At 63.5% G+C, this 16,192-nt stretch carries 12 protein-coding genes; 9 read left to right on the top strand and 3 right to left on the bottom strand.

Annotated features, from left to right (window positions below; translation table 11 throughout):
• Window positions 1–33: 33 nt before the first annotated feature.
• Entirely contained in the window at window positions 34–930 is an 897-nt protein-coding gene (locus tag HU719_RS17095) for a LysR family transcriptional regulator ArgP (RefSeq protein WP_186536298.1), read from the bottom strand.
• Between the two features lie 91 nt (window positions 931–1,021).
• Between HU719_RS17095 and HU719_RS17090 the strand changes: the two genes are divergently transcribed.
• From HU719_RS17090 to HU719_RS17050, 9 genes are all read left to right on the top strand, one after another.
• On the top strand, window positions 1,022–1,621 hold the full coding sequence (locus HU719_RS17090) for a LysE/ArgO family amino acid transporter (RefSeq protein ID WP_186519980.1): 600 nt from the start codon (window positions 1,022–1,024) through the stop codon (window positions 1,619–1,621).
• 222 nt (window positions 1,622–1,843) lie between these two features.
• Window positions 1,844–2,440 (top strand): superoxide dismutase, encoded by a 597-nt coding sequence (locus HU719_RS17085; protein ID WP_186519979.1) that lies wholly within the window; start codon window positions 1,844–1,846, stop codon window positions 2,438–2,440.
• Window positions 2,441–2,710: 270 nt separating this feature from the next.
• Window positions 2,711–4,762, top strand: coding sequence for a putative bifunctional diguanylate cyclase/phosphodiesterase (locus HU719_RS17080; RefSeq protein ID WP_186536297.1), 2,052 nt, complete (start codon window positions 2,711–2,713; stop codon window positions 4,760–4,762).
• Window positions 4,763–4,922: 160 nt separating this feature from the next.
• Window positions 4,923–6,257 (top strand): imelysin family protein, encoded by a 1,335-nt coding sequence (locus HU719_RS17075; protein WP_186536296.1) that lies wholly within the window; start codon window positions 4,923–4,925, stop codon window positions 6,255–6,257.
• A 217-nt stretch (window positions 6,258–6,474) separates the two neighbouring features.
• Entirely contained in the window at window positions 6,475–7,896 is a 1,422-nt protein-coding gene (locus tag HU719_RS17070; RefSeq protein WP_186536295.1) for a di-heme oxidoreductase family protein, read from the top strand.
• A 19-nt stretch (window positions 7,897–7,915) separates the two neighbouring features.
• Window positions 7,916–8,980 (top strand): imelysin family protein, encoded by a 1,065-nt coding sequence (locus HU719_RS17065; RefSeq protein WP_186536294.1) that lies wholly within the window; start codon window positions 7,916–7,918, stop codon window positions 8,978–8,980.
• A 2-nt stretch (window positions 8,981–8,982) separates the two neighbouring features.
• Window positions 8,983–10,080, top strand: coding sequence for a DUF1513 domain-containing protein (locus tag HU719_RS17060; RefSeq protein WP_186536315.1), 1,098 nt, complete (start codon window positions 8,983–8,985; stop codon window positions 10,078–10,080).
• Between the two features lie 216 nt (window positions 10,081–10,296).
• Window positions 10,297–11,439, top strand: a complete 1,143-nt coding sequence (locus HU719_RS17055) for an efflux RND transporter periplasmic adaptor subunit (RefSeq protein WP_186519974.1) — start codon at window positions 10,297–10,299, stop codon at window positions 11,437–11,439.
• An 11-nt stretch (window positions 11,440–11,450) separates the two neighbouring features.
• Window positions 11,451–14,498, top strand: a complete 3,048-nt coding sequence (locus HU719_RS17050; RefSeq protein ID WP_186536293.1) for a multidrug efflux RND transporter permease subunit — start codon at window positions 11,451–11,453, stop codon at window positions 14,496–14,498.
• 327 nt (window positions 14,499–14,825) lie between these two features.
• On the opposite strand, the gene HU719_RS17045 is transcribed toward HU719_RS17050, so the two are convergent.
• Together HU719_RS17045 and HU719_RS17040 are read right to left on the bottom strand one after the other, a co-directional pair.
• The gene (locus HU719_RS17045; RefSeq protein WP_186536250.1) at window positions 14,826–15,680 is read right to left on the bottom strand and encodes an SPFH domain-containing protein; all 855 of its coding nucleotides are present in this window, start codon (window positions 15,678–15,680) and stop codon (window positions 14,826–14,828) included.
• Window positions 15,681–15,707: 27 nt separating this feature from the next.
• Window positions 15,708–16,142 carry an NfeD family protein gene (locus tag HU719_RS17040; protein WP_186520528.1) on the bottom strand — a complete coding sequence of 145 codons (435 nt, stop codon included), beginning with the start codon at window positions 16,140–16,142 and terminating at the stop codon, window positions 15,708–15,710.
• Between the last annotated feature and the right edge of the window lie 50 nt (window positions 16,143–16,192).

Below are 16,192 nucleotides of genomic sequence, written 5' to 3'. Positions count from 1 at the left end.
GCCTTGCCAGATTTCAGATGCTACTGACGCCGGCTACGCCTGCAACGGCACCAGCCAGTCGCGCGCCGCGTGGCGCAGGTGTTCGGTCAGTTGCGCGAGCAATTGCCCGCCGTTGCGCCAATGATGCCAGTACAACGGCACATCGATGGGGGTATCGCGGCAGATTTCCACCAGTTGACCACTGGCCAACTGCTCACGGGCCTGCAACTCCGGCACCAGCCCCCAGCCCAGCCCTGCCTCGGTCATGCGCAGAAAACCTTCGGAGGACGGGCACAGGTGATGCAGGAAACCGTCCTCGATGCCCAGCGACGCCAGGTAGCGGTGCTGCAGGAAGTCGTCCGGGCCGTAGACGATGGCCGGGGTACGCGCCAGCCGGGCAACGTCGAACCCCTTTGCAAAATGCCGCGCCATGAACGCCGGGCTGGCCAAGGCGCGATAACGCATCGCCCCCAGTGCCAGGCTACGCGCACCTGCCACAGGCCGCTCGCTGCCGCACAGGCACGCCGCCACTTCACCGGCGCGCATGCGCCTGAGGCCGACGTCCTGATCCTCGACCACAAGGTCGGTGAGCAGGCGCTGTTCGGCGCAGAACGCACCCACCGCCCCCGCCCACCAGGTGGCCAGGCTGTCGGCGTTGAGGGCGATGCGCAGGCGTTCCGGCATGCCCTCCTCGTCCAGCGCCGGTACCTGGCGCTGCAGGTCGCGTTCGAGCAGGCGCACCTGCTGGACGTGGTTGAGCAACTGCCGGCCGACGTCGGTCGGGCTGGGCGGGGTGGCGCGTACCAGCACCGGCTGGCCGACCCGGGCTTCGAGCAGTTTGATGCGTTGGGAGATCGCCGACTGCGAAAGCCCGAGCACCTGGGCGGCACGCTCGAAGCCGCCTTGTTCGATCACCGCAGCCAGGGCGGCGAGCAACTTGTAGTCAAACATTAATTTCTCTAATACCGGATCAGCTCTATTTGTTTTTCTTATACAGCCCGCCTCGCCACAATGGCCAGCATCTTTTGTGGAGTATTTCGCCATGTGGCAAAGCTATTTGAACGGCATGCTGGTGGCCTTCGGCCTGATCATGGCCATTGGCGCGCAGAACGCCTTCGTGCTGGCGCAGGCCTTGCGCCGTGAACATCATTTGCCGGTGGCTGCGCTGTGCATCATCTGCGACGCCATTCTGGTAGCGGCCGGGGTGTTCGGCCTGGCCACCGTGCTGGCGCACAACCCGACCTTGCTGGCCGTTGCCCGCTGGGGCGGCGCGGTGTTCCTGATCTGGTACGGCGCCAAGGCGCTGCGCAGCGCCTGCTCGAAACAGAGCCTGCAGCACCAGCAAGGCCAGGGTGTGCGCTCGCGCAGGGCGGTGTTGTTGAGCGCGTTGGCGGTCACCCTGCTCAACCCCCACGTCTACCTGGACACCGTGCTGCTGATCGGCTCGCTCGGTGCCCAGCAGAGCATGCCGGGGGCCTATGTGGCGGGCGCCGCCAGCGCCTCGCTGGTGTGGTTCTCGACCCTCGCCCTGGGCGCTGCCTGGCTCGCGCCGTGGCTGGCGCGTCCCACCACCTGGCGGCTGTTGGATTTGATGGTGGCGGTGATGATGTTCGCGGTAGCAGCGCAACTGATCTTCTCGTGACCTGCAAGCTTCAAGCGGCAAGCCCCGGCGAACGCGCGTGTAACGTGCAGCTAGCCGCTTGCAGCTCGCATTAATCCCTATAGTTGTTGCGTGGTTATGCGCCTACCCCGGTGCTATGATCGGGCACTTGCGTCGCAAAGAGTACAAACTCGCCGACGTTCATACAGGCCACCCGTGAGGCCTGGCGCAACCCGCAAACAGACCTGAATCAGGAGAGACACCATGGCTTTTGAATTGCCGCCGCTGCCGTACGCCCACGATGCCCTGCAGCCGCACATCTCCAAGGAAACCCTGGAGTTCCACCACGACAAGCACCACAACACCTACGTCGTGAACCTGAACAACCTGGTCCCGGGCACCGAATTCGAAGGCAAGACCCTGGAAGAAATCGTCAAGACTTCTTCGGGTGGCATCTTCAACAACGCAGCCCAGGTCTGGAACCACTCGTTCTACTGGAACTGCCTGGCCCCGAACGCTGGCGGCCAACCCACTGGCGCCCTGGCTGAGGCCATCAACGCCGCCTTCGGTTCCTTCGACAAGTTCAAGGAAGAGTTCACCAAGACTTCGGTTGGCACCTTCGGTTCCGGCTGGGGCTGGCTGGTCAAGAAAGCTGACGGTTCCCTGGCTCTGGCCAGCACCATCGGCGCTGGCTGCCCGCTGACCAGCGGCGATACCCCGCTGCTGACCTGCGACGTCTGGGAACACGCCTACTACATCGACTACCGCAACGTCCGTCCGAAGTATGTCGAGGCGTTCTGGAACCTGGTCAACTGGGCGTTCGTCGCCGAGCAGTTCGAAGGCAAGACCTTCAAAGCCTGACGCACAGCGCGCCATGCAAAAACCCGGCTTCGGCCGGGTTTTTTTTCGCCCTTTATCCACCTTCAAAGGCTTGCTCAGCGCGCAGAGCGCGCTAACATCAATTTTCTGGAAAGCTGACGCAGCGCACTCAAGTCGCACGGCCACTCAACCGATACAGAGCCAAGGGCAACACCGCCGACGGGCGAGTTGCCCGCAAGCGCAATCGGTCGATACCCTGATGCCACAGTTAATGGCAAAATAATGGCATGCGCATGGATTAAGGAATCCCCTTTGAAGCTGGAATTTCGCAACAGCTTGTCGGTGAAGTTGCTCAGGGTGGTGTTGCTCTCGGCATTGGCAGTCGGCGTGGTGCTTAGCTGCGCGCAGATCGTCTATGACGTCTACAAGACCCGCCAGGCAATCAACAGCGACGCGCAGCGTATCCTCGACATGTTCCGCGACCCGTCTACCCAGGCGGTGTACAGCCTCGACCGCGAAATGGGCATGCAGGTCATGGAAGGCTTGTTCCAGGATGAGTCGGTGCGCATGGCCTCCATTGGCCACCCCAACGAAACCATGCTGGCCGAAAAATCCCGCCCGCTGCGTGACATGTCCATGCGCTGGCTCACCGACCCGATTCTGGGCCAGGAACGCACCTACACCACCCAACTGGTCGGCCGCGGCCCTTATAGCGAGTATTACGGCGACCTCAGCATCACCCTGGACACCAGCGCCTATGGCGAGGGCTTCTTGATCAACGCCGTGATCATTTTCGTCTCTGGCGTGCTGCGCGCCCTGGCCATGGGCCTGGTGCTGTACCTGGTGTACCACTGGCTGCTGACCAAGCCGCTGTCAAAGATCATCGAGCACCTGACCAACATCAACCCGGATCACCCCAGCCAGCACCAGATCCCGTTGCTCAAAGGCCACGAACGCAACGAACTGGGCCTGTGGGTAAACACCGCCAACCAGTTGCTGGCCTCGATCGAGCGCAACACCCATTTGCGCCACGAAGCCGAAAACAGCCTGCAACGCATGGCCCAGTACGACTTCCTCACTGGCCTGCCCAACCGCCAGCAACTGCAGCAGCAACTGGACAAGATCCTCACCGACGGCGGCCGCCTGCAACACCGGGTGGCGGTGCTGTGCGTCGGGCTGGACGACTTCAAAGGCATCAACGAACAATTCAGCTACCAGGTGGGCGACCAACTGTTGCTGGCCCTCGCCGACCGCCTGCGCGCCCACAGCGGCCGCCTCGGCGCCCTGGCCCGGCTGGGCGGCGACCAATTCGCCCTGGTGCAGGCCAATATCGAGCAGCCCTACGAGGCCGCAGAGCTGGCGCAAAGCATTCTTGACGACCTCGAAGCGCCGTTCGACCTCGACCACCAGCAAATTCGCCTGCGCGCCACCATCGGTATCACGCTGTTCCCCGAAGACGGCGACAGCACCGAAAAACTGCTGCAAAAAGCCGAGCAGACCATGACCTTGGCCAAGGCCCGCTCGCGCAACCGCTACCAGTTCTATATCGCCAGCGTCGACAGCGAAATGCGCCGGCGCCGCGAGCTTGAAAAAGACCTGCGCGAAGCCTTGCCGCGCAACCAGTTGTACCTGGTGTACCAGCCACAGATCAGCTACCGCGACCACCGCGTGGTCGGCGTCGAGGCCCTGCTGCGCTGGCAGCACCCGCAGCTTGGCCTGGTGCCGCCGGACCAGTTCATCCCGCTGGCCGAGCAGAACGGCAGCATCATCAGCATTGGCGAATGGGTCCTCGACCAAGCCTGCAAGCAACTGCGCGAATGGCACGACCTGGGTTTCACAGAGCTACGCATGGCAGTCAACCTGTCCACGGTGCAACTGCACCACAGCGAGCTGCCACGGGTGGTCAACAACCTGTTGCAGGCTTATCGCCTGCCGCCGCGCAGCCTGGAGCTGGAAGTCACCGAAACCGGCCTGATGGAAGACATCAGCACCGCAGCACAGCACCTGCTGAGCCTGCGCCGCTCCGGGGCGATGATCGCCATCGACGACTTCGGCACCGGCTACTCGTCGCTGAGTTATCTGAAATCGCTGCCGCTGGACAAGATCAAGATCGACAAGAGCTTCGTCCAGGACCTGCTCGACGACGATGACGACGCCACCATCGTTCGCGCCATCATCCAGTTGGGCAAGAGCCTGGGCATGCAGGTGATCGCCGAGGGCGTCGAAACCAGCGAGCAGGAAACCTACATCATTGCCCAGGGCTGCCATGAGGGTCAGGGCTACCACTACAGCAAGCCGCTGCCGGCGCGCGAGCTGACTGCGTTCCTGCGCCAGGCGCAACGCAACCAGGTTTCGGTCCTGTAACCCCCCGTCTTTATTGCCCTTGGTGTAAACGGGCGTTTGCGTGAAATGCGCCAGCGCCCCTTTACAGCAAATGCAAATCTTTCGCATGATGTTGTAGTTTCGCGTGCCAAGGCGCACGGCCCAACCCTCTGGTCCAACCACACGACGCAGGAAACCCACAATGATTCGTATGCCTCTGGCCTCCGCCAGTCTGCTGGCCATCGCCATCGCCCTCGCCGGTTGCGGCGAGAAGGACGACAAGGCTGCTGCCCCGCAAGCCCAGGCCCCTGCTGCTGCCAGCACCACCGCTGCAGCCCCTGGCGCGGTCGATGAAGCCGCTGGCAAGGCCGTGGTCAAGCATTACACCGAGATGGTCTACGCCGTTTACAGCGACTCGCTGAGCACTGCCAAGGCCCTGCAAAACGCAGTAGACGCCTTCCTCGCCAAGCCGAGCGAAGAAACCCTGAAAGCCGCCAAAGAGGCTTGGGTCGCTGCCCGCGTACCGTACCTGCAAAGCGAAGCGTTCCGCTTTGGCAACACCATCATCGACGACTGGGAAGGCCAGGTTAACGCCTGGCCCCTGGACGAAGGCCTGATCGACTACGTCGACAAGAGCTACGAGCACGCCCTGGGCAACCCGGCGGCCAGCGCCAACATCATCGCCAACACCCAGATCCAGGTGGGCGAAGAGAAGGTCGACGTCAAGGACATCACCCCTGAAAAACTGGCAAGCCTGAACGAGCTGGGCGGTTCGGAAGCCAACGTTGCGACCGGCTACCACGCCATCGAATTCCTGCTCTGGGGCCAGGACCTCAACGGCACCGGCCCTGGCGCTGGCGCACGCCCGGTGTCTGACTACCTCGAAGGCAAAGGCGCAACTGGCGGGCACAACGAACGCCGCCGCGCCTACCTGAAGGCGGTCACCGAGCTGCTGGTCAAAGACCTCGAAGAGATGGTCGGCAACTGGGCACCGAACGTCGCCGACAACTACCGCGCCACCTTGGAAGCGGAGCCTGTCAACGACGGCCTGCGCAAGATGCTGTTCGGCATGGGCAGCCTGTCGCTGGGCGAACTGGCCGGCGAGCGCATGAAGGTCTCGCTGGAAGCCAACTCGCCGGAAGACGAGCAGGACTGCTTCAGCGACAACACCCACTACTCGCACTTCTATGACGCCAAGGGTATCCGCAACGTCTACCTGGGCGAATACACCCGTGTCGACGGCAGCAAGCTGACCGGCCCGAGCCTGTCGTCGCTGGTGGCCAAGGCCGACCCTGCGGCAGACGCCACGCTGAAGGCTGACCTTGAAGCCACCGAGGCGAAGATCCAGGTCATGGTCGACCACGCCCTCAAAGGCGAGCACTACGACCAACTGATCGCCGCCGACAACACTGCTGGCAACCAGATCGTGCGCGACGCCATCGCTTCGCTGGTCAAGCAGACCGGTGCCATCGAACAGGCCGCAGGCAAGCTGGGCATCTCCAACCTGAACCCGGACACCGCTGATCACGAGTTCTGATCCACGCGGTGGTGGTTTAACCACAGAGGCGGCCTTCGGACCGCCTTTTTTGCGCTCAGCGGCCATGCGGATGCCATGTAGGAGCGGCCTTGTGCCGCGCCTACGCAGTGGGCCAATCGCTAGCGATTTCATCCAGCAATTGCAAATTGCTCTTATTCAATGCCCCCCACTTTGCTAAGCTTGCACGCCGGTTTTTCGCCCTCGCCCAGGATCACCGATGTCCTTGCTCCGCCTAAGCCCCCTGCTACTGGCACTCGCCCTCGCCGCCTGTGACGACGCGCCGCGTTTCACCCAGGCCGAGCCCGGTGAAGCCCTTTCCGGTGGCCAGGCAACGGTGCAGCGCAGTGATCGCAATGCCTATTCATTGCCTTCTGCCAACCTGTCGCCAGAACGGCGCCTGGATTTTTCCGTGGGCAACAGCTTCTTTCGCAGCCCTTGGGTGATCGCCCCGAGCACCACCACCGCCCGCGATGGCCTGGGGCCGCTGTTCAATACCAACGCCTGCCAGAACTGCCACGTGCGCGATGGCCGTGGCCACCCGCCAGCGCCTGACGACAGCAACGCGGTATCCATGCTGGTGCGCCTGTCGATCCCCGACCAGCCCTACCTCGCCCGCGAAATCGAACGCATCGGCGTGGTCCCCGAGCCGGTCTACGGCACGCAGTTGCAGGACATGGCCATCCCAGGCGTGGCCCCTGAAGGGAAGGTGCGGGTGAACTACGACAGCCTTACTGTCACCTTCAAGGATGGCCATAAGGTCGAACTGCAACGCCCGACCCTGCAGATCACCCAGCTCGGCTATGGCCCGATGCACCCCGACACGCGCTTTTCGGCCCGGGTAGCGCCACCGATGATCGGCCTTGGCCTGCTGGAAGCCATCCCCGAAGCAGACCTGCTGGCCAACGAAGACCCGGACGACCGCAACCACGATGGCATCCGTGGCCGCGCCAACCGGGTGTGGGATGACGCCCAAGGCAAGACCGTGGTCGGGCGTTTCGGCTGGAAGGCCGGGCAACCCAACGTCAACCAGCAGAACGTGCACGCCTTCGCCGGCGACATGGGCCTGACCAGCACGCTGCAACCCAAGGACGACTGTACCCCGGCGCAGACTGACTGCCTGGCAGCGCCCAACGGCGACGGGCAGGATGGCGAGAAGGAAGTCAGCGACAACATCCTGCGCTTGGTCACCTTCTATACCCGCAACCTGGGTGTTCCGGCCCGGCGCAACGTCGACGCGCCGCAAGTGCTGGCTGGCAAGAACCTGTTCTTCGAGGCCGGTTGCCAAGGCTGCCACACCCCGCAGTTCACCACCGCTGCCGACGCCCATGAGCCAGAACTGGCCGGCCAGGTGATCCGCCCGTACAGTGACCTGCTGCTGCACGACATGGGCCCGGGCCTTAGCGATGAGCGCACCGAATTTGCCGCCAATGGCCAGGACTGGCGCACCGCCCCGCTGTGGGGTGTGGGCCTGTCCGAAACCGTAAGCGGGCACAGCCGTTTTCTGCATGACGGGCGCGCCCGCAACCTGCTCGAAGCCGTGCTCTGGCACGGCGGCGAAGCCCAGGCGGCGCGCGACCAGGTTCTGACGTTCAATGCCGAGCAGCGCGCCGCGCTGCTGGCGTTTCTGAATTCACTTTAAAACGCACAAGGAGCCGGGCATGTTCCGACCCAAGCTGTTGTTCACCAGCCTCGCCGCCATCGCCCTGGGCGCCTGCTCGCCGCAGGACCCGCAGGCCGTCACCTCCTCGGCCATCGCCAAGCAGGTGATCCTGCCGACCTACAGCCGCTGGGTCGAAGCCGACCGCGCCCTGGCCGCCAGCGCCCTGGCCTATTGCGAAGGCAAGACCTCGCTGGACAACGCCCGCGCCGACTTCCTCAACGCACAGAAAGCCTGGGCCGAGCTGCAGCCGCTGCTGGTGGGCCCGCTGGCCGAAGGCAACCGCGCCTGGCAGGTGCAGTTCTGGCCCGACAAGAAAAACCTGGTGGGCCGCCAGGTCGAGCAACTGGTCAACGGCGACAAGCCGGTCGACAAGGAATCGCTGGGTAAAGCCAGCGTGGTAGTGCGCGGCCTGTCGGCCTACGAGTACATCCTGTTCGACAGCAAGCCCGACGTCGCCAGCGCCGAGCAAAAGGCCCGCTACTGCCCGCTGCTGGTGGCCATCGCCGAGCACCAGCAAGCCCTGGCCGAAGAGATTCTCAAAGGCTGGAACAGCACCGACGGCATGCTCTCGCAGATGACCAAGTTCCCCAACCAGCGCTATGCCGACTCCCACGAGGCCATCGCCGACCTGCTGCGTGCCCAGGTGACTGCGCTGGACACCCTGAAGAAAAAGCTCGGTGCCCCCATGGGCCGCCTGAGCAAGGGCATCCCACAGCCGCTGCAAGCCGAAGCCTGGCGTAGCCACTCGTCGCTCAAAAGCCTGGAAGCTTCGCTCAAAGCCGCCCAGGCCGTTTGGGTCGGAGTCGACAACCAGGGCCTGCGCGGCCTGCTGGGCAAAGACCAGGCGCCACTGGCGCAGAAGATCGACGACGCCTACGCTGCGGCCTTCAAACTGCTCGATGCCAACCAGCAGACCCTCGGCGAGCTGTTGGCCGATGACGCCGGCCAGCAGAAACTCACGCAGATCTACGACAGCCTCAACGTCGTTCATCGCCTGCATGAAGGTGAACTGGCCAAGGCGCTGAATATCCAGCTGGGCTTCAACGCCAACGACGGTGACTGATGATGCTGCGACGCCAGGCGATCAAACTCGGTAGCGTTGTGCTCAGTGCCCTGACCCTGGGGGGCTGGAGCCTGCTGCGCAACAAAGGCAGCGAGCCCCTGCTGCTCTCGGCGCGGGACGATGCCGACGGCAAGCACTACGCCGTCGGGTTTCGCCTGGACGGCAGCCAGGTGTTCAGCACCGAGGTCGGCCAGCGTTGCCACGCGATCATCAACCACCCCACGCTGCCCATCGCGTTGTTCGTGGCCCGCAGGCCTGGCACAGAGAGCTACCTGCTGGACCTGCGCGACGGCCGCCTGCTGCAGACTCTCACCGCGCAACCGCAGCGTCACTTCTACGGCCATGCAGTTATCCACAAGGGCGGCGAATGGCTGTACACCACCGAGAACGACACCACCGACCCCGGGCGTGGCGTGCTGGGGGTGTACCGCTTCGAGGGTGAGCGCCTGGTGCACAGCGGCGAGCTGTCGACCCATGGCATAGGCCCGCATGAACTGGCCTGGCTGCCCGACGGCGAAACCCTGGTAGTGGCCAACGGCGGCATTCGCACCGAGGCCGAGAGCCGGGTGGAAATGAACCTCGACGCCATGCAGCCGAGCCTGGTGCTGATGCAGCGTGATGGCACGTTGTTGAGCAAAGAGACGCTGGCCCAGCAGATGAACAGCGTGCGCCACCTTGCGGTGGGCACCGATGGCACCATCGCCGCCTGCCAGCAGTTCATGGGCGGTGCGCACGAAACGGCCGAGTTGCTGGCGATCAAGCGCCCGGGCGAGCCGTTCAAAGCCTTCCCGGTGCCCGAGCGGCAGTTGCAGGCGATGGCCCAGTACACCGCCAGCGTCGCCATCCACAGCGACCTGCGTCTGGTGGCGCTGACTGCGCCACGGGCCAACCGGCTGTTTATCTGGGACCTGGACAGCGGCGCGGTGAAGCTTGATGCACCGATGCCCGACTGCGCCGGGGTGGGGGCGGTGAAAGATGGTTTTGTCGTTACCTCCGGGCAAGGGCGCTGCCGCTACTATGATTGCCGCAAGCCTGAGCTGGTCGGGCAACCGCTGAACCTGCCTTCGGGGTTCTGGGATAACCATCTGCATCTGGCTTGATGGCAACACCGCAACCGCTGGGGCCGCTCTGCGGCCCTTTCGCGGCACAAGGCCGCTCCTACACCGACCGCGTGGCCTGGCCGGCGTTATTTCGCGAACGCCAGCAACGCCCTCCCCTTTTCCTGAATCTGGACAATACTTGCCCCATCACCCGTGGGCAGGACGCCCCGTGTTCGTGCCTCGCTCATAGCAATTCCATCGCCAAGGAACCGGACCATGCTGCGCCGGCGCATGCTGATCATGTTGGCCATCGTCGTGCTGATCGTGTTGATTCTGGGGGCCATCAAGGGCTTCTCCATCTACCAGCAGATTCAGCAGTTCTCCCAGCCCAAGCCGCCGGTGAGCGTGGCTGCGGGCGAGGCGCAGTTGCGCCAGTGGCAGCAGCGCCTGCCGGCGGTGGGTAGCCTGAAGGCCTATCAGGGCGTGGAACTGAGCCTGGAAGTGGCAGGCACGGTCAAGTCACTGCATTTCGAGTCCGGCCAGCAGGTCAAGGCTGGCCAGTTGCTGTTGCAACTGGACAACGAACAGGAAACCGCGCTGCTGGGCACCGCCCAGGCCGACCTGGGGCTGGCCAAAGTCGACTACGGGCGCGGCAGCCAACTGGTCGGAGACTCGGCCATCTCCCGCGGCGAGTTCGACCGCCTCAGCTCCCAGTACCGGCGTAACCAGGCCGTGGTCGACCAGCTCAAGGCGTCGCTGAAGAAAAAGAGCATCAGCGCGCCGTTCAGCGGCACCATCGGCATCCGCCAGGTCGACGTCGGCGCCTACCTTGCCAGCGGCACGGTGATCGCCACCCTGCAGGACCTGTCGAGCCTGTACGTCGACTTCAACGTGCCCGAGCAAGCCCTGCCGCAACTGAGCCTGGGCCAACAGATACAGGTGCAGGTGGCCGCCTACCCCGGCCAGACCTTCCCGGCCAGCCTCAGCGCGATCAACCCCAAGGTCGAGGAAAGCACGCGTAACCTGCTGCTGCGCGCCACCCTGGCCAATCCCGATGGCAAGCTACTGCCCGGTATGTTCGCAAGCCTGCAGGTGCTGCTGCCCGACCCACACCCGCAAGTGGTGGTACCGGAAAACGCCATTACCTACACCCTGTATGGCAATTCGGTCTATGTGATCGGCGCTAAAAAGGACAAGGACGGCAAGCCAGACACCAGCGCCGACGGCCAGGGGCAACTGGTTGCCGAGCAGCGCACCGTGCAAACCGGCGAGCGCCGCGATGGCTGGGTGGTGGTAACCAAGGGCTTGCAGGCCGGCGACCGGGTGGTTACCGCAGGCCAACTCAAGCTGACGCCTGGGGCCGCCATTCGTATCAGCGACCAGCCCGCTCTTGAACCCGCCGCGCCTGGCGCCAACTGAGGAGCCCCGGCATGGCGTTCACTGACCCGTTCATCCGCCGCCCGGTGTTGGCCTGCGTGGTCAGCCTGCTGATACTGCTGCTGGGGTTGCAGGCCTGGAGCAAGCTGCAGATTCGCCAGTACCCGCAAATGGAAAACGCGCTGATCACGGTGACCACCGCCTACCCCGGCGCCAACGCCGAAACCATCCAGGGCTATATCACCCAGCCACTGCAACAGAGCCTGGCCAGTGCAGACGGCATCGACTACATGACCTCGGTAAGCCGGCAGAATTTTTCGGTGATTTCGGTCTACGCACGGGTCGGCGCCGACAGCGACCGCCTGTTCACGCAACTGCTGGCCAAGGCCAACGAGGTGCGCAACAAACTGCCGCAAAACGCCGAAGACCCCGTGCTGAGCAAAGAGGCTGCCGATGCTTCGGCGCTGATGTACGTCAGTTTCTACAGCACCGAAATGAGCAACCCGCAGATCACCGATTACCTGTCGCGGGTGATCCAGCCCAAGCTTGCCACCCTGCCCGGCATGGCCGAGGCAGAGATTCTCGGCAACCAGGTGTTTGCCATGCGCATCTGGATCGACCCGGTAAAGCTTGCAGGCTTCGGCCTGTCGGCGCTGGATGTCACCGATGCAGTGCGCCGTTACAACTTCCTTGCCGCCGCCGGCGAGGTCAAAGGCGAGTACGTGGTCACCAGCGTCAACGCCACCACCGAGCTGAAATCCGCCGAGGCGTTCGCCGCGCTACCGGTCAAGACCCGCGGCGACAGCCGCGTGTTGCTGGGCGATGTAGCACGCATAGAAATGGGCGCCGAAAACTACGACACGGTCAGCTCGTTCGACGGCACGCCGTCGGTGTACATCGGCATCAAGGCCACTCCGGCCGCCAACCCGCTGGAGGTGATCAAGGAAGTGCGGCGGATCATGCCGCAACTGGAAGAACAGCTGCCGTCGAGCCTGAAAGTGTCGATTGCCTACGACGCCACGCTGTTCATCCAGGCCTCCATCGACGAGGTCATCAAGACCCTCGGCGAGGCCGTGCTCATCGTTATTGTGGTGGTGTTCCTGTTCCTCGGCGCGCTGCGCTCGGTGCTGATCCCGGTGGTGACCATTCCGCTGTCGATGATCGGCGTGCTGTTCTTCATGCAGATGATGGGCTATTCGCTGAACCTGCTGACGTTGCTGGCCATGGTGCTGGCTATCGGCCTGGTGGTGGACGACGCCATCGTGGTGGTGGAGAACATCCACCGCCATATCGAGGAGGGCGAGCCACCCTTGGAGGCCGCGCTGCACGGCGCCCGGGAAATTGCCGTGCCGGTGGTGTCGATGACCATCACACTGGCTGCGGTGTATGCGCCCATCGGTTTTCTGACCGGGCTCACCGGTGCGCTGTTCAAGGAGTTCGCCCTGACCCTGGCGGGCGCGGTGGTGATTTCCGGCATCGTGGCGCTGACCCTGTCGCCGATGATGTGCGCCCTGCTGTTGCGCCCGGAGCAGTCCGACCACGGCCTGGCACACCGCCTGGACCGCGTTTTCGACAGCCTAAAGGGCCGCTACCAGCGGCTGCTGCACGGCACGCTGAACAGCCGCCCGGTAGTGCTGGTGTTCGCCGCGTTGATCCTGTGCCTGATCCCGGTGTTGCTGATGTTCACCCGCAACGAACTGGCGCCGGATGAAGACCAGGGGGTGATCTTCATGATCAGCAGCGCGCCGCAGACCGCCAACCTGGACTACCTGAACGCCTACACCGACCAGTTCACCCCTATTTTCAAGCGCTTCCCCGAGTACTACTCTTCGTTCCAGATCAACGGGTTCAACGGCGTGCAGAGCGGCATCGGTGGTTTTCTGCTCAAGCCCTGGAACGAGCGTGAGCGCACGCAAATGGAGCTGCTGCCACAAGTGCAGGCGCAGCTTGAGCAGATTGGCGGGCTGCAGGTGTTCGGTTTCAACCTGCCGTCACTGCCGGGCACCGGCGAAGGCCTGCCGTTCCAGTTCGTGATCAATACTGCAGGCGACTACCCGGCGCTGCTTGAGGTGACCCAGCGCATCAAGGAACGCGCCCAGGCCTCGGGCAAGTTCGCCTTTCTGGATATCGACCTTGCCTTCGACAAGCCTGAGGTCATGATCGACATCGACCGCGCCAAGGCCGCACAGATGGGCGTTTCGATGGATACCCTCGGCAGCACGTTGGCCACGCTGCTGGGCGAGGCGGAAATCAACCGTTTCACCCTGGAGGGCTGCAGCTACAAAGTGATTGCCCAGGTTGAGCGGCCATACCGCGCCAACCCCGGCTGGCTGAACAGCTACTACGTGAAAAACGAACAGGGCCAGCTGTTGCCGCTGTCGACGCTGATTACCCTCAGTGACCGCGCCCGGCCACGGCAACTCAACCAGTTTCAGCAGCTCAATTCGGCGATCATCCAAGGTTTCCCGCTGGTCAGCATGGGCGAAGCCCTGGAGACCGTGCGCAGCATCGCGCGCGAGGAGGCGCCGGAAGGGTTCTCCATCGACTATGCCGGCACGGCACGGCAATTCGTGCAGGAAGGCAGTGCGCTGTGGATGACCTTTGGCCTGGCCCTGGCGATGATCTTTCTGGTGCTGGCGGCGCAATTCGAGAGCTTCCGCGACCCGCTGGTGATTCTGGTCACGGTACCGCTGTCGATCTGCGGGGCCTTGCTGCCGTTGTTCCTCGGGGTGTCGAGCATGAACATCTACACCCAAGTGGGGCTGGTGACGTTGATCGGGCTGATTACCAAGCACGGCATTCTGATCGTCGAGTTCGCCAATCAACTGCGTGAAGAGAAGGGCCTTGAGGTACGTGCGGCCATCGAAGAAGCGGCAGCGATTCGCTTGCGGCCGGTACTGATGACGACCGCCGCCATGGTATTCGGCATGGTGCCGCTGATTCTGGCCAGCGGTGCGGGGGCGGTGAGCAGGTTCGATATCGGCGTGGTGATTGCTACGGGGATGTCGATCGGGACGTTGTTCACGCTGTTTGTGTTGCCTTGTGTGTATACGCTGCTAGCACATCGGGGGCGCACTGCAGGCGAGCCTGGCATTGGCTGATGGGTTTGCTGCCAGGGCCCCATCGCAGGCTGGCGCCAGCTCCCATAGAACAAACGCTAACTAACTGATTTTAATGGAAACGTGGGAGCGGGCTTGCTCGGAATGCCGAACCACCGCGATGGATGGCACCGGCTACGCCGGTATCGCGGGTCAAGCCCGCTCCCACGGTGCCCAGTTCTCTGCGCGACAGCGCAGCCCCGAAGGGCTGGGTGATCTCCCACAGAGACCGCGCACAGTCGCAATATCAAGGCCTTGCCTTGAACCTGTGGGAGCTGGCGACAGCCTGCGATGAGGCCGGTGCAAGCGTGCTCAGAACGGTGGCCGGCATCAGGCCTTGCCGCGGCCCATCAAGCCGCGCACGGTTTCCTGCAGGTCAGCAGGCAATACCACGACCTTGGCGTTGTCGCTGCTGGCCAGGCTCTCCATGGCACCGATATAACGCTCACCCAGCAGGTACATGGCCGGCACGGTCTCGCTGCCTACCGCATCCTTGACCAGCGAGATGGCGCGCGCCGAAGCTTGCGCCAGGCTGATCTGCGCCTCGGCATCGAGCCGCGCCGACTGCAGGCGTGCTTCAGCTTCCAGAACGGCGGCCTGCTTGGCGCCTTCGGCACGGGTCACTTCGGCTTTACGTTCACGCTCGGCGGCGGCCTGGCGTTCCATGGCCACCTGCATGCTTGGCGATGGCTTGATGTCCTGGATTTCAACCGAGCGCACAGTCACGCCCCAGTCTTCGGTCTGCTCGGACATTGCCTCGCGCAGGCGTGCCTTGATCTGCTCGCGGCTCGACAGCGCTTCATCGAGTTCCATGGCGCCGACGATTGCGCGCAGCGAGGTCATGGTCAGGCTGGTAACGGCGAACGAGAAGTTCTGCACCCCGTAAGAGGCCTTCTGCGGGTCGACCACCTTGGCAAAGCACAGGGCGTTGGCGACGATCACCGCGTTGTCCTTGGTGATGATTTCCTGTTGCTGCACATCCAGGATGATGTCCTTGGTCGGCAGGCGGTAGGCCACAACATCCATGTACGGGATGACGATGTTCAGGCCTGGCTTGAGGGTGCTGTGGTAGCGGCCCAGGCGCTCGACGATCCACTCCTCGCCCTGGGGCACGATGCGTACGCCTTTGAAGACGGTGATCAAGACGAAAGCGGCGAGGGTGCCGACGATGATAAGGGTGTTCATGTATGCAACTTCCTGTCAGTACGGGGTTCAGGCGGGGGTAACGCGGGCAGTATTGCCTTCTACGGCGGCCAGGCGCACGCGCTGGCCGGCGGCTATGTCGCTATCGGCGACACAAATCCATTCTTCGTTGCCAAGTATCGGTTTCTGGAAACGCACGCGGCCTTTCTGGAACGGCGAGACACTGGCAGTCAGCAGGCCGACTTCGCCAATCACGCTGTCGGCGGTCCAGCGCACATCCGGCTTTTTGCGGAACACCTTGAACCACACCACGGTGGTGATCGAGGAGAACACGATCCACAGCAAACCCTGCATATCCAGTTGCAGGCTTGGGGCGAGCAGAGCGACCAGCGACACCAGCACGGCACCGATGCCGAACCAGAGAATGAAGAACGTGGGCAGGACCAGTTCCAGCAAGATCAGGGCTACGCCGAAGACGAGCCAGATCCACCATTGCATTTCCATATGGGTGGGCCTTCCAGTTGAGGGGCGCTGAGTTTACGCCAAGAGCAAGG

This window comes from Pseudomonas farsensis (assembly GCF_014268805.2).
In the GTDB taxonomy this organism is placed as follows: domain Bacteria; phylum Pseudomonadota; class Gammaproteobacteria; order Pseudomonadales; family Pseudomonadaceae; genus Aquipseudomonas; species Aquipseudomonas farsensis.
The sequence above is the reverse complement of the archived record's forward strand: the minus strand, read 5'-3'. Positions and strand labels throughout refer to the sequence as shown.

Bases quoted from the DNA above. Each gene is read 5' to 3' on its own strand.
- HU719_RS17095 (WP_186536298.1), bottom strand. From the start codon at position 930: ATGTTTGACTACAAGTTGCTCGCCGCCCTGGCTGCGGTGATCGAACAA.
- HU719_RS17090 (WP_186519980.1), top strand. From the start codon at position 1,022: ATGTGGCAAAGCTATTTGAACGGCATGCTGGTGGCCTTCGGCCTGATC.
- HU719_RS17085 (WP_186519979.1), top strand. From the start codon at position 1,844: ATGGCTTTTGAATTGCCGCCGCTGCCGTACGCCCACGATGCCCTGCAG.
- HU719_RS17075 (WP_186536296.1), top strand. From the start codon at position 4,923: ATGATTCGTATGCCTCTGGCCTCCGCCAGTCTGCTGGCCATCGCCATC.
- HU719_RS17070 (WP_186536295.1), top strand. From the start codon at position 6,475: ATGTCCTTGCTCCGCCTAAGCCCCCTGCTACTGGCACTCGCCCTCGCC.
- HU719_RS17065 (WP_186536294.1), top strand. From the start codon at position 7,916: ATGTTCCGACCCAAGCTGTTGTTCACCAGCCTCGCCGCCATCGCCCTG.
- HU719_RS17060 (WP_186536315.1), top strand. From the start codon at position 8,983: ATGCTGCGACGCCAGGCGATCAAACTCGGTAGCGTTGTGCTCAGTGCC.
- HU719_RS17055 (WP_186519974.1), top strand. From the start codon at position 10,297: ATGCTGCGCCGGCGCATGCTGATCATGTTGGCCATCGTCGTGCTGATC.
- HU719_RS17050 (WP_186536293.1), top strand. From the start codon at position 11,451: ATGGCGTTCACTGACCCGTTCATCCGCCGCCCGGTGTTGGCCTGCGTG.
- HU719_RS17045 (WP_186536250.1), bottom strand. From the start codon at position 15,680: ATGAACACCCTTATCATCGTCGGCACCCTCGCCGCTTTCGTCTTGATC.
- HU719_RS17040 (WP_186520528.1), bottom strand. From the start codon at position 16,142: ATGGAAATGCAATGGTGGATCTGGCTCGTCTTCGGCGTAGCCCTGATC.